The sequence below is a fragment of the Rhizobium sp. 768_B6_N1_8 genome (genome assembly GCF_051811225.1).
Taxonomy (GTDB): domain Bacteria; phylum Pseudomonadota; class Alphaproteobacteria; order Rhizobiales; family Rhizobiaceae; genus Rhizobium.
This window is the reverse complement of record NZ_JBPWPV010000001.1, coordinates 720,107-733,184: the sequence shown is the minus strand read 5'-3', so window position 1 is coordinate 733,184 and position 13,078 is coordinate 720,107. Positions and strand designations below refer to the sequence as shown.

At 61.1% G+C, this 13,078-nt stretch carries 13 protein-coding genes; 5 read left to right on the top strand and 8 right to left on the bottom strand.

Annotation, left to right across the window (positions count from 1 at the left end; translation table 11 throughout):
• Positions 1–14: 14 nt before the first annotated feature.
• Both AB8B33_RS03650 and AB8B33_RS03645 read right to left on the bottom strand, forming a co-directional pair.
• Entirely contained in the window at positions 15–2,375 is a 2,361-nt protein-coding gene (locus AB8B33_RS03650) for a putative monovalent cation/H+ antiporter subunit A (RefSeq protein WP_439014393.1), read from the bottom strand.
• Between the two features lie 132 nt (positions 2,376–2,507).
• Entirely contained in the window at positions 2,508–2,711 is a 204-nt protein-coding gene (locus AB8B33_RS03645) for a hypothetical protein (protein ID WP_113322567.1), read from the bottom strand.
• 215 nt (positions 2,712–2,926) lie between these two features.
• Between AB8B33_RS03645 and msrB the strand changes: the two genes are divergently transcribed.
• Positions 2,927–3,340: a peptide-methionine (R)-S-oxide reductase MsrB gene (gene msrB / locus AB8B33_RS03640; RefSeq protein ID WP_113322566.1), complete on the top strand. Its 414-nt coding sequence runs from the start codon at positions 2,927–2,929 to the stop codon at positions 3,338–3,340.
• Between the two features lie 46 nt (positions 3,341–3,386).
• On the opposite strand, the gene AB8B33_RS03635 is transcribed toward msrB, so the two are convergent.
• Complete coding sequence (locus tag AB8B33_RS03635; protein ID WP_310377937.1) at positions 3,387–4,454, bottom strand: NAD(P)/FAD-dependent oxidoreductase; 1,068 nt, start codon at positions 4,452–4,454, stop codon at positions 3,387–3,389.
• A gap of 76 nt (positions 4,455–4,530) precedes the next feature.
• On the opposite strand from AB8B33_RS03635, the gene AB8B33_RS03630 reads away from it, so the two are divergent.
• The gene (locus tag AB8B33_RS03630; RefSeq protein WP_310377939.1) at positions 4,531–5,070 is read left to right on the top strand and encodes a GNAT family N-acetyltransferase; all 540 of its coding nucleotides are present in this window, start codon (positions 4,531–4,533) and stop codon (positions 5,068–5,070) included.
• Complete coding sequence (locus AB8B33_RS03625; protein WP_439014392.1) at positions 5,067–5,813, top strand: class I SAM-dependent methyltransferase; 747 nt, start codon at positions 5,067–5,069, stop codon at positions 5,811–5,813. The genes AB8B33_RS03630 and AB8B33_RS03625 overlap by 4 nt, the downstream gene beginning before the upstream one ends.
• A 66-nt stretch (positions 5,814–5,879) precedes the next feature.
• On the opposite strand, the gene AB8B33_RS03620 is transcribed toward AB8B33_RS03625, so the two are convergent.
• From AB8B33_RS03620 to AB8B33_RS03600, 5 genes are all read right to left on the bottom strand, one after another.
• Positions 5,880–6,578 carry a pentapeptide repeat-containing protein gene (locus AB8B33_RS03620; protein ID WP_113322563.1) on the bottom strand — a complete coding sequence of 233 codons (699 nt, stop codon included), beginning with the start codon at positions 6,576–6,578 and terminating at the stop codon, positions 5,880–5,882.
• Positions 6,579–6,682: 104 nt separating this feature from the next.
• A complete protein-coding gene (locus AB8B33_RS03615; protein ID WP_439014391.1) occupies positions 6,683–7,231 on the bottom strand; it encodes a GNAT family N-acetyltransferase in 549 nt (182 codons plus the stop codon).
• A gap of 33 nt (positions 7,232–7,264) precedes the next feature.
• Positions 7,265–7,933: a PAQR family membrane homeostasis protein TrhA gene (gene trhA, locus AB8B33_RS03610; protein WP_113322562.1), complete on the bottom strand. Its 669-nt coding sequence runs from the start codon at positions 7,931–7,933 to the stop codon at positions 7,265–7,267.
• 118 nt (positions 7,934–8,051) lie between these two features.
• A complete protein-coding gene (locus AB8B33_RS03605) occupies positions 8,052–8,372 on the bottom strand; it encodes a TraR/DksA family transcriptional regulator (RefSeq protein ID WP_113322561.1) in 321 nt (106 codons plus the stop codon).
• A gap of 11 nt (positions 8,373–8,383) precedes the next feature.
• Positions 8,384–8,794, bottom strand: coding sequence for a universal stress protein (locus AB8B33_RS03600; RefSeq protein WP_007821491.1), 411 nt, complete (start codon positions 8,792–8,794; stop codon positions 8,384–8,386).
• Between the two features lie 198 nt (positions 8,795–8,992).
• On the opposite strand from AB8B33_RS03600, the gene AB8B33_RS03595 reads away from it, so the two are divergent.
• A complete protein-coding gene (locus tag AB8B33_RS03595) occupies positions 8,993–9,949 on the top strand; it encodes a VOC family protein (RefSeq protein WP_439014390.1) in 957 nt (318 codons plus the stop codon).
• Positions 9,950–10,220: 271 nt separating this feature from the next.
• Positions 10,221–13,040, top strand: coding sequence for a phospholipase D-like domain-containing protein (locus tag AB8B33_RS03590; RefSeq protein WP_439014389.1), 2,820 nt, complete (start codon positions 10,221–10,223; stop codon positions 13,038–13,040).
• Positions 13,041–13,078 lie beyond the last annotated feature (38 nt).

Sequence of the window (13,078 nt, the reverse complement as noted above, 5' to 3'; positions counted from 1 at the left end):
TGCGAAGACCCGGCTCATGCCTCCTCCGCATCCGGATCGTTCGTCGCCAGCCGGCGCTCCGTATTGCCGCGGATGCGGATGAGGGCCAGGATGGCGAGGCCTGTCACCGCCACGACGGCGATTTCGCCGAGCGTGTCCGTGCCGCGGAAATCGACGATGATGACGTTCACGACATTGGCGCCATGGGCGATCAGCTTCGAATGGGCGTTGAAGAAATCGCTGAGTGCCGTGTTGAACGGTGGCTCCGTGGCGCGCATCAAAAGCAGCGCGAAGCCGAGGCCGCATGCGAGTGAAAGCGCGATATCGAAGAGACGGCGGGCGCCGTGGCGCGGATCGGTCGGCGACAGGCGCAGACGGGTCATGACGAGGGCGAGGATGACGACTGCGAGCGTTTCGACCATGAACTGGGTGAAAGCGAGATCCGGAGCGCCGAAGAGCAGGAAGATCAGCGCGACAGCAAAACCCTGAATGCCGAGCGAGACGATAGCCGTCAACCGGTCGCGGGCGATCAGCACCGCGACGAGGCCGAGCATGGCGATGAGCATGATGCCCGCTTCGCGCAGGCGCAGGTCTGCGGGCCAGGCAAAGGCCAGCGGCAGTTCGTCATGGATGACGAGCGGCACGAGCAGCATCGCTGCCACACAGACAAAGGTGCAGGCGACATAGATATCGAGACGTCTCGGCTGGACGATGCCGATGAAGCGGTGCGCGAAACGCACAAGCCCGGCGATGACGTGATCAAAACCGCGATCGGGACCAAGGGCGGAGCGCAGGGCATGGGCCACAAGCGCGCGGGCACGGTCGAGATGCCAGTAGACAACGACACCGAGCACTATCGTCAGCAGCGACAGGGCAAGCGGCACCCCGATATGCGGGGCCAGCGAAATGGAGATGGCGGCCGTAGCTTCACCCGCCACGGCAGAGGCCATGGGCGAGGAAATCATGGCATGGGTGAAACCGGAAAAGAGCGCCGTGAGCAGCCCTGCGACAGCGAGGATCGCCGGACCGAACCAGAGCAGGACCGGCGCCTCATGCGGATGTTTCGGTGTTTCCACCGGCCGGCCGAGGAATGGCGTCAGCGCCACGGCAAAGGCGATCGCAAACATCAGGGCATTGCCAAAGACGGCGATGGCCGTGACGAGGATCGAATAGAGATCGCCGCTGGCGAGAGCCGTGTAGATTTCCTCCTTGGCGAGGAAACCGAAGAAGGGTGGCAGACCGGCCATGGAAAGGGCAGCTGCCATGGCGATCAGGAAGGTCAGCGGCATGGCCCTTCGCAGGCCCCGCAGCCGGGTGATATCACGCGTGCCGGTCTCATGGTCGATGATACCGGCGACCATGAAGAGCGCGCCCTTGAAGAGCGAATGTGCCACCAGATAGAGCACCGCCGCTTCGATGGCCGAGTGCGAACCGAAGCCGGTCAGCAGCACCAGCAGGCCAAGGGAAGAGACGGTCGTGTAGGCGAGCTTCAGCTTCAGGTCCGTCTGGCGGATCGCAAGCACCGAGCCGGTAACGAGCGTCAGGCCGCCGAAGACGGGCAGCAGGACCTCCCATGCGGGCGTCGCGCCCATGACCGGGTTCAGCCGCATCAGCAGGTAGACGCCGGCCTTCACCATGGTGGCGGAATGCAGGTAGGCGGAAACGGGTGTGGGCGCTTCCATGGCATTCGGCAGCCAGAAATGGAATGGAAACTGTGCCGATTTGGTGAAGGCACCGCCGAGCACCAGCAACAGGGTGGCGAAATAGAGCGGGCTGCCCCTGACGACATCGCCGAACTGCAGCAACTCGGACAACTGAGCAACGCCTGTCAGTCCCCAGAGCAGCAGCAAGCCGGCCAGCAGCAGCAGCCCTCCCCCGCCGGTGACGACGAGTGCCTGCAAAGCGGCGCGCCGTGCCGCCTCCCGCTCATGGTCGAAGCCGATCAGCAGAAAGGAAGTGATCGAGGTGAGCTCCCAGAAGATGAAGAACATCAGGAAACTGTCCGACACCACGACGCCGAGCATCGCGCCCATGAAAAGGAAGATGAAGGAGAAGAACCGGCCCTGATCCGGATGGCCCTTCAGATATCCGCCGGCGTAGAGCACGATCAGCGTGCCAATGCCGGTGATGAGCAGGGCGAAGGTGAGCGACAATCCGTCAAGGAACCAGGAAAAGCGCAGGCCCAAGCCCGGCACCCAGTCATAACCGCCGGTTATGACTTCGCCGTGAGCGATTTGCGGCACGAGACGCAGGAAATGCAGGAAGGCGAGCAAAGGGGCGATGGCGAGCAGCCAGGCACCGCCTGCGCCAAAGGCACGAATGATGAAGGGAGCCGCGAGAGCGCCGATCAACGGCAGACACAGGGCCAGAAATGTCAGAGCCGTGACATCGGCCATGTCCCCTCCCCGTGAGCACGGATGAAAGCCGGCAAGCAGCCTTTTCCAAGGCTTAGGCGAATCGGCTGATAGCCTCAAGCAATTTCGGCAACCCGCAATGGATGCAGGCGGCGGTTTTCACAGGCTTGGAGTTCAGGAAAGGCGTGTGACGAGACGGGAAACGGAACCGTGCAGGATGAAGAAAGCAAGCGGCAAAGGCCAGAGAATGCAGGCGATCAGCCCGCCAATGCGATGCACCGTCCAGCGGTCGTGATTGACCCAGCCTTCCAGCAGGGTCACGCCCAGGGCGATTGCGGCGACTGCGCCGTACAGAACAATCATCAGAGTATGAAACACCGTTTGTCCCCGAAACACGCAGCATTAAGCTTAATGGCACACTAAAGATAAAGCACGGGTGATTCGTCGTCTTCCCCCGAATTGGGTAGATGGTAATTGGGGCCTTGACGCGGCAGGTTTGATCGTGAGGCCTGATCCCAGACTTGATCAATCGTGCTCAGCGCACCACATTTGCGCACGAAAGAGATTGCCCCCATCGGCGAAAGGAGCACTCCATGGCCGAAACGACCACCACACCAAAAATTCACAAGACCGATGCCGAATGGAAGGAACTGCTGACCCCTGAGCAGTATCGCATCACGCGCCAGCACGGCACCGAACGCGCCTTTACCGGTCCCTATTGGGATTCGTTCGAGACCGGACTCTACCGCTGCGTCAGTTGCAATGCGCCGCTCTTCCGCTCCGACACCAAGTTCGATGCAGGATGCGGCTGGCCGAGCTATTTCGAACCGGTCTCTCCGGAGTCCGTGACCGAACACCGCGACACCACCTATGGCATGGTGCGCACGGAAATCCGCTGCGGCACCTGCGAGGCCCATCTCGGCCACGTCTTCCCTGACGGACCGCCGCCGACCGGCCTGCGCTACTGTATCAACGGGCATGCAATGGTTTTCGAGCCCGGCAAGTAAAGGCTTGTAAGTAAAAGAAAAGCGGACCCCACCAGGCCCGCTTTTTTCATATCAGCCCGGCGGATGGGATGAGCGGCGATCGCCGATCTTCCATTACATGCTCGGCGGCAAGCCGGCCGAGCAGTGGCGCGAGAATGACGCCGGGATGGCCGACGGCGACATAGGCGCCCTCGATGCCGGGCAGGAAACCGAGCCGCGGCATTCCATCGGAGAAGAAGGGCCGGTAACCTGCAGCCGCCTCGACCAGCGACACGCCTTCGGGCAGGCGCAGGCGCTCATGCATGACCTTCAAGATCCGCTGGCCGACCCTTTCCGGCGCGTTTTCGGAGGTATCGTCGATATAGCCCTTGGCGACATGCAGCATGTTGTCCGCCGACTGGCGGATTTCCAGGCCAGGGCCGCGGAGGATGCGGTTCACGACAGGCTCCGCGCAGCCATAGCGCAGGATGATGGAGGGCGAGGCTTCGACGCCTGTTCGGAAGCCCAGGCTTTCCGTTAGGCGGTCGACCGCTGTTCCGCCTGCGAGGATCACGAGATCGGCCTCGATCGCGCCATCGGCCAGACGCACGCCACTCACCCGGTCGCCCGAAAGGATGAGGCTTTCGACCTTCCGGCCAAAGGTGGCGGTTACGCCGGCGGCATCGATCAGGTCGCGTGACAGCCTTGCAGGGTCGAGCGCTAGATCGTCGGGCGAGAAGATCGCGCAGGCGGGAGGCTGACACAGATTGGGTTCCCATGCAGCAATCGCTGCGGCATCGACCAGTTCGACATCCGTGCCTGCAGCGCGATGGGCTGCGGCAAAGGCTTCGGTTTCGGCAGTACCTTTGAGCCAGAACAGAGAGCCGGGACGTGCAGCGGCAAAGGCATCCGGTAGATCGGCCTGCAGGCGGCTATAGTCGGCGAGCGCTTCCTGCACCAGGCGGTAATTGACCGCTCCCGGCGCGATGTTGATGATATTCACCCAGCCGAAGGCACGTGCCGTCACGCCGCTGCCGGCTTGCACATTCTCCTCCACCAGATGGACGGTGGCTCCGCGCCGGGCGAAATGGAAGGCGAGCGAAGCGCCGACAATGCCGGCGCCGATAATGATGACGCGTATCTTTGCAGATGCCATGACGGGAGCTCTCGTATAAATCGGGAGGAAGAGGTAGGCGCGGCTTAGGCACGCTCCATGACAGAGGGATGAAACAATGTCTATCATCCGGGAAATCCTGCGCAGCGACCGGCTGGTGTTGCGCGAAATCACCGTCGCGGACTTGCCGGCGCTCGAGCGCATCTTCGCCGATCCGCTGTGCATGCGGTATTACCCTTCCGTGAAGGATGCCGCAGCAACGCGCGATTTCTTCGACAGGCTCGCCTTCGGAAGCTACGAGAAAAATGGTTTCGGTCTCTGGGCGATGATCGATCGCGAGAGCGGCGATCTGCTCGGCGATTGCGGGATCACGCTGCAGGACACATCGCGCGGAATGGAGCCGGAGCTTGGCTACCATCTCTGGCCGGATTACTGGGGCAAGGGTTATGCCACCGAGGCCGCCCTTGCCTGCCGCGACCATGCCTTCTCGGTCATGGGACTGTCGCGCCTCGTCAGTATCGTCAGCCTGGAAAATCTTCCCTCGCAGAAGGTCGCCGGGCGGGTGCATCAGCGACGGGAGGTTTTCACCAAGCAGAATGCGGCCGGCGAGACAGTGGAACGCTATCTCTACATCAGCGAGAAGAATTCAGGCGCATGAGCACGAGTTCCGACGATCCCCTCTACCGCGATCCTTCACTTGCACAATTCTACGATACGGCCAATCGCTGGGGACCGGATTTCGACTTCTGCATGAAGCTGGCGGAAGGCGCCAATTCCGCGCTCGACCTCGGCTGCGGGACGGGCGAGCTGACGGCAGCGCTCGCCGCGACGCGCAACGTCACCGGCGTTGATCCTGCCGCCGCGATGCTCGACATCGGCAGGGCGCGGCCGGGCGGCGGCAAGGTGGCATGGGTCGAGGGTGACGCCCGCACCGTTCGCCTCAGGAAGAGATACGATCTCATCGTGCTGACGGGCCACGCGTTCCAGGTCTTCCTGACGGAAGAGGACCAGCGCGCCGCCCTTGCGACGATCGCAGCACATCTCAGCCCTGCCGGCCGGTTCGTGTTCGATACGCGCAATCCCGGTTTTTACGGGGAGCGCGACGTACGCCATAGCAGCGTGCGCCAGCTCGAGCATGCGGAACTCGGTGCGATAGAGGCCTCGGACGAGTCTCATTACGATGAGACGACCGGCATTCTTTCCTATGAGAACGGCTATCGGGTGCTCTCGACCGGCGAGCACTTCGCCGGGCGCTCGCAAATCCTCTACACGCCGCGCGACAAGCTTGCGAGAATGATCAGCGACGCCGGGCTCACCATCGATGCCTGGTATGGCGACTGGGAAGGCAACCCCTTCCATGCGCGGTCGCGCGAGATCATTCCGGTTGGTCGTCTCGCCTGAACCAAAGGGCCCTGTTTCCACGCAATTCCGGACGCAAAGCCGCTGCAAACTTTTGCTGGAAAGGCGCTAGTCCTGCTCCTGCGGGCAGGGCCAGCCTGAGGGAACAGAAAGCCCCGAAGGCAGCTTCGTCGAGGAATCGCCGCAGGCGAGGTCGATCTGCGCCTGCTGCAGGCCAGTAGCGGCGGACAGATCCAGCCCCTCGATGCGGGTCAGAAACATGAAGGCTCGGTCGAAGGTGATCGGACCTTCAAAGCTTGCGCCCGTCAGATCGGCGCGGGAGAGATTGGCGAGTGCGAAGCTGACGCCTGTCAGCACCGCCTTGTCGAAATTGGCCCGACCCAGCTCGGCCTTCTCGAAGTTGGCCTTCGTCAGCTGCGCCCCGGTGAAATCGGCCCGCTGCAACTCCGCACCGGCAAAGCTTGCACCATCGGCGATGGCCCTGGCAAAAGTCGATCGATAGGCTTCGATTTTTCCGAAGTTCGCGCCCTGCACGGTAGCGCCTTCAAGCGAGGCGCGCACGAGGGTCGCCTTTTCGGCATTGGCGGATTTGAGGTTGGCGCCGCCGAGATCGGTCAGCGAAAAATCCGTGCCGGCCAGATTGGCGCCCTGGAGGTCACTGCCCTGAAGCATCAGATTCTTCTTGTTGCACTCCTGCCAGTCGAGCTCCGGCGAAGCCGTGCTGCCGCAACTGGCCGCCATTACCGGCAGCGAATAGGCTGCCATGGCCAGAAAAGCCGAAAGACCGAGCACCGAGCGTCCAAACATCAACCTCTCCTCCGCGAGTCGCGCCATCAGAGATTTCTACAAGGCGCAGACTACGATAAAAATATGGTTAGTCCCCGCCAGCAATCAATCTGGAGATGGCCCTGTCAGGCTTTCGGTATGCGCAATTCCATGCAGGTGAGATCCAGCCAGCGGCCGAATTTGATGCCAACTTCGGAAAATGTGCCGGCGATGCGAAAGCCAAGCTTCGCGTGCAATTTGATGGAGGCGGTATTTTCGGCCTCGATGCCGGCGATCATGACGTGGATATTGCCGGCGCTCGCACGTTCGATCAATGCGCGCATCAGCTTTTCGCCAATGCCGGCACCGCGGCAATCCTTGTCGACATAGACAGAATGTTCGACCGTGTGGCGGTAGCCATCGAAGGCGCGCCAATCGCCATAGGAGGCGTAGCCGGCGACCTTGCCGTCCATTTCGGCGACGATGACCGGAAAGCCCCTGCCCTTGCGCGCCTTGAACCATTCCAGCCGGTTGTCGAGATCGACGAGCGTTTCGTTCCAGATTGCCGTGGTGTGCTCGACAGCGTGATTGTAGATATCTCTGATAGCAGGAAGATCGGCTTCGGCGGCGTCTCGGATGAGAACGGTATCGGTCATTTGGCAGGCCCGGTTCGAAATGGTCTTCTGCCGGGGCATACGCCGGGCGCGGGCCGATGTAAACGCCAGATATCAGAAGGCGGGAACCGAGAGGCTGAAGCAGGTCAGCACGGCCGAATAATGCACGGCGGCGGCGGCCACCACGAAGCCATGCCAGATGGCGTTCTGGAAGCGCAGCCTCTCCCAGACATGGAAGATGACGCCCAGCGAATAGATGATACCGCCGATGACGATCAGCAGCATGGAAGCATAGGGAATGCGCGAGGCGACGGGCTCGGCCACCAAGACGCCGCTCCAGCCCATGGCGAGATAAAGCAGGATCGCCAGGCGGTCATATTTGCCCGGAAAGACACATTTGACGAAGATGCCGAAGGCGGCAATCAGCCAGATGACGACCAGCATGCCAGACAGCAGCGGATCGTCGGCGCCGCGCTCCAGAAAGGGTGTATAGGTGGCGGCGATCAGGATGAAGATCGCCGAATGATCAAGCCGGCGCAGATACCATTTGGTGCGCGAAACCGGCCAGATATTATAGGAAAAGGAAATGCCGAGGGTCAGCACCAGCCCGACGCCGTAAACCCAGGCGGCAACCAGCGCACCGGCGGGGCTCCAGAGGGTGGCGTAGAAGATCAGCACAGTCACGCCGATCAGGGCAAAGAACAGTCCGACGCCGTGGACGATGCCGTCGGCGATCAGCTCATATCTGTCGTAGGCCCAGCGAATGCCGTTAATTTCGCCCATGCGCGCACCCCTACTCAGCGGAGGGGATCGTCGCATTGAATTCGCAAAGGCGCAACCGGACGCCCGGTGGCGTCAGGTTAAATCTTTGTGACGAGCCATGCTCGTTTTGATGACGCGCTTACTTGCCTGCCGCGCAATCCTCGCAGAGCGGCGTCTGCGGCAGCACTGCAAGGCGGGCCTCGGAGATCGCAGCACCGCAGCGGGCGCAGGTGCCGTAGGTGCCCCTGGCGATACGTTCGAGGGCGGCGTCGATGGCGCGCAGCTCATCCTCTCCGGCCTGGCCGAGACCTTCCAGCACTTCGTCATTCTCGTTCTCGATGGCGCGGTCGTCGTCATCGGTCGCCTTGGTGCGGCCGAGGTCCGTGTCGATCTTGCGCAGGCGCGCTGTCAGTTCGTGCCAGCGGTCGCGCAGGATCTTTTCCTGAAGTTTCATATCCATAGCTTCACGTCCTACCGATCCACCAGCACCGAGCACTTGGCGTGGCGCACCACGCGGTCGGCGGTGGCACCGATGAAATAATTGTAGATATCAGGAATGTGAGAGGCGATCATGACGAGATCGGCACCATGGCTTTCCGCTGCGGCAAGAATGCCGTTGGCGGGCGGGCCATTGCGGACTTCGACGGTGGCCGGAATGCCGGTCTTGGCGACGAGTTCATTCAGCCGGTCGCGGCCTTCCTTCATGGCATCCTCGACGACATTTCCCGGCAATTCAATGGCGACATAGGTTGGAATATCCTCGACGACATTGAGGAGGATGATCTCACCGCCATTGTCGAGCAGCTTTGCCGCCTTGCGGAAAATCTTCTCGCCTTTTTCGATGCCGCCGATTTCAACTGGAACGATGATCTTCTTGTACATGCTATCCTCCTTGAGGTGTTGATCTTCGTCATCAACCTCCTCCCTGGATAGATAAAGCGCATTGACTGATATCAAGTGGGGCGCGAGCCATCGTCAACGTTTGCAGAACGCTTCATCGTCAAAAACGAGCCTTCTGTGAACAATGAGAATGCGCCATATTGGGATCAAGTACAGCAGCCGAGGGGAGCTTACAGGCGAATGGACCGGCGAAAATTCCTCGCGCTCGCTACGGGCGGCACATTTGCCGCCACCGCCGGTACGCCTTTCAATTCCAGGGCAGGAGATCATTCCATGACGGCATCAGAACCATCTTACGCGCTGACGCGCCCTGCCTATATCGACCAGTCGCATCTGGTCGTGAAAGACTTGGCCGCGGTCTCCGGTTTCTATCAGAAGATGCTTGGCCTTTCGGTGCTCGAAAAGACCGCAAGCGGCGAAGTTCTGGGGGTTGCCGGCCTGCCGCTGCTGACGCTGACAACGGATAGCAATGCGCGCGAGGCCCCCCGCAATGCCGCCGGCCTCTTCCACACCGCTTTCCTGATGCCAAACCGCACCGAACTTGTCCGCTGGCTGCGCCATGCCGCGGACAACAATGTCACCCTCGAGGGCGCGTCCGACCATCTGGTCAGCGAGGCGATTTACCTTTCCGATCCTGAAGGCAACGGCATCGAAATCTATGCAGACCGTCCGCATGAAAGCTGGAAGTTCCATCCGGACGGCATGGTAGAAATGGCCACGCTGCGGCTCGACCTGCAGGCGCTCTACAACAGTGCGCCTGAGAATGCCTGGACCGGCATGGCTGACGGCACCGCGATCGGTCACATCCATCTGCAGGTCGGCGACATTCCGCAGGCAGATGCCTTCTATCGCGACGTGCTTGGCCTGAAGGTAATGGCGCGTTATCCGAGCGCAAGCTTCTTTGCGAGCGGCGGCTATCACCACCATCTCGCCGCCAATATCTGGAACAGCCGCGGCGCTGGCACCCGCGCCGACCACATGACCGGCCTTTCCGACTACAAGATCCGTTTCAATGACAAGGAAACGCTAGACAAAGCCGTTTCCAAGCTCGACGAGCTTGAGATCAAGAGCGAGAAGCGCGACGGCGGCGTCTTCCTGAAAGACCCGTGGGGCATCGGGCTTACACTCTCGGCCTGAAGGAATATCTTTTAAGGCACTCGGAAAGGATCGTTTTGGTATTTCACCGAAACGGTCCTTTCTGTTTTCAAGGAACTCCCAAAACAGTCGCGGCATATTCTCGATATTTGCTTTCAGGACGACCGAACGGTCGCGCAGGCGCTGGGCTCGACGCCATCATGCGGCTGTAATAAACTGGACGTATCTTCCCAGTTTACAACCCTCAATAGATTTCGCAGCCAATCCCCATCGTACACCGACGAAATGTCCGCCATCGGACGGAGGAGGCAGAATGACAGTGGAGGATTCCCAGCGCGTCCGGCAGGTGGCGGAGCAGGTTGTGGCCGCCAGCTCGGCGGGTGTGCAGGAGGACATCAACGCGCTGATGAGCAGCGCGCAAAGACCTGGCTGGCTTGATGAAGCCGGCCGCGCGATGAACGTCCGTTACGGCGGCGTGCGCGCATTGATGAACCGAGATCAGCCCGTCGAAGAAGGGGTCGATATCGGCCCACCTCCGGTCGGCGACTTGGAGACGATCGTCTTTGCCGTGGGTACGCCGGTTTTCCTTGTCAGGAACAATGCCGTCGACATCGACAGCGCCCGAGAGGAAGCGAAGGCCTGGCGCCGCATCCTGACGGACAACGCTGCGAACGTGGACCGGGCGATGGTTTCGATCGGCCGCGTCGACGTCACCAATGCCGACCGCGACTATGCCGGAACGGCATGGGTGATCGATGACGGCCTTGTCATCACCAACCGCCATGTGGCCAACCTTTTTGCGGAAGCAAGCGGCACCGGCTTCAAGTTCAAGATCGGCTTTGACGCGCGCCGCGAGATCGGCGTCAATATCGACTTCCTGGAGGAATTCGGTAACGCCACCAGCGACGAGGTGAAGATCGAACGTGTCGTCTGGGTGGCGCCTGAAAACGGACCCGATGTTGCCTTCCTGAAGCTGGAACAGAAATCCTCGCCGGTCGGCCGTCTGAAGCTCGACCTTGCCTCCGAGGTGCCGGTGCGCAACCTGCCGGTTGCTGCAATCGGCTATCCCGCCAGCGATTCCCGCTTCTCCGATCAGAGACTTGCCGAAAAGATTTTTGGCGGCGTCTTCACCAAGAAGCGGCTTGCAGTTGGCAACCTGCTGGCCGCCGACGAGAACCGTGTCACCCATTCCTGCTCTACCCTCGGCGGCAATTCCGGCTCTCCGTTGCTCGACATCGGCACTGGCAGGGTGATGGGGCTTCACTACAGCGGAACCGAATTCATCGAGAATGACGCGGTGCCGGCAGCCGTTCTGCGGCGTTGCCTGCAGCGCGCCCGAGGACTGCTCCAGCCATTGAACGGGGAGGTCATTGTGAGCAATAATGAGGAAAGCGGCACGGGCAGCGGCGGCGGCGGCAAGGTGACATTCACGATACCGCTGAAGATTACCGTCGAACTGGACACTGCAGCGTTGCAATCTTCGCTCGCAGGCGGACCAGCGGGCTCTCCTTCGGGGCCGTCCATTGTGATGAGTGCGACCGGTTCCGGTCCCAATCCGCCGTCCCCCTCGCCGATCGCAATGCCGACCAAGGAGCAGGTACTTGCTGCGGTCCGCAGCGCGCGATCTCAGTTTGCCAACCGTGACGACGTCGTTGCCATCAAGCCGGGCTATCGCTTCGAGAATGGCGAGATCACCGATCAGCGCGCCGTCGTGATCGCGGTCAATCGCAAGCTCGAACTGGGCGCCCTGGAATCGCGCGGCCGCACGAAGCTGCCGGACTACATCGATGGCGTTCGCACTGACGTCACTGTCGCCTCGGCGCAGGATCTCTTCGGCATTGACATGGATGAAGCCGCGAAGCCGAGCTGGCATACGAATTACAAGAAGCGCGACGACCTGCCGCTGACCCGTCGCCCGGTCAATGGCAAATTCGTCATCCATACCGGACCTGACGCGAGCTGGCCGCAGCTCGGTCCATTCCTGGCGAAGACCCGCAAGTCGCTGGTCGTTGCCATGTACGATTTCGGCGCGACGAATGTCGCCAATGGCGTGCTCGATGCGGTCAAGGGCCAGGCCGAAACCATCTCCATGGTGCTGCAGATGGGCGGCAAGGTGCATGATGGCGATCTGACGGATGCCGAAGCGGTCGCGCAGATCCGCGATGCGAAGGGTAACAAGTTCGATTTCGCGCCGGCGAGCGTCGGCAGGGACGGCATCTTCGATTCCGCCTACCATATCAAGGTCGCCGTGCGCGACCACAATGCCATGTGGCTTTCGAGCGGCAACTGGCAGAGTTCCAACCAGCCCAACGTCGCGCCTTTGACAAACAAGGATGACGCTCCATCGGCTCTCCGGCTCTACAATCGCGAATGGCATGCCATCCTTGAAAACGCCGAGCTCAGCAAACTCTACGAGGATCATATTCTGCGCGATCTGGAAGAGGCCAAGACGGTAACGGAGGCCGGCATCGTGTCGGAACAACTGGTCTTCCTGCCCGCCAACGTCGCCATGGACACGCTCGAAGCGCCCGAGAAGCCGCACTATTTCCAGCCGCTGACCGGCGAGCGCACAATCGACGTGCAGCCGATCCTGACGCCCGACAACTATCTCGATGTGGTATTGCCGTTCATTCAATCGGCCAAGAGCCGGATCTATTTCCAGAACCAGAGCTTCAATACCAAGACGGTGGGCGACAACTATCGCCGTCTGCTGGATGCGCTGCTCGAAAAGCAGAAGGGCGGGCTCGACGTGCGCATCATCTTCCGCAGCTTCGGCTCCGAGGACCGCGACGTCATCAGCAATGCCAAGGATTACGGCTTCGATACCAGTAAGATCCGCAAGCAGAAGAACTGCCATACCAAGGGAATCATCATCGACAGCGAAGCCGTGCTGATGGGCAGCCACAACTGGACGACAGCCGGCACCGGCTTCAACCGGGATGCGAGCCTGATCTTCTATGATGCCGAGATCGCCAAATTCTACGAGGAGATCTTCCTCTACGACTGGAACCGCATCGGCCCGGCGAAAATAGATGAAAATCTGCCGCCGCCGGTACTCGCACCATCAGGAGGGGAGACAGCACCGCCGTCAGGCTACATTGCCGTCCCGCTTTCGATCGCGCTTGGGCGGTGACTTCGGAGCGGCACAAACGGCGATTGGAACGCGCGGGG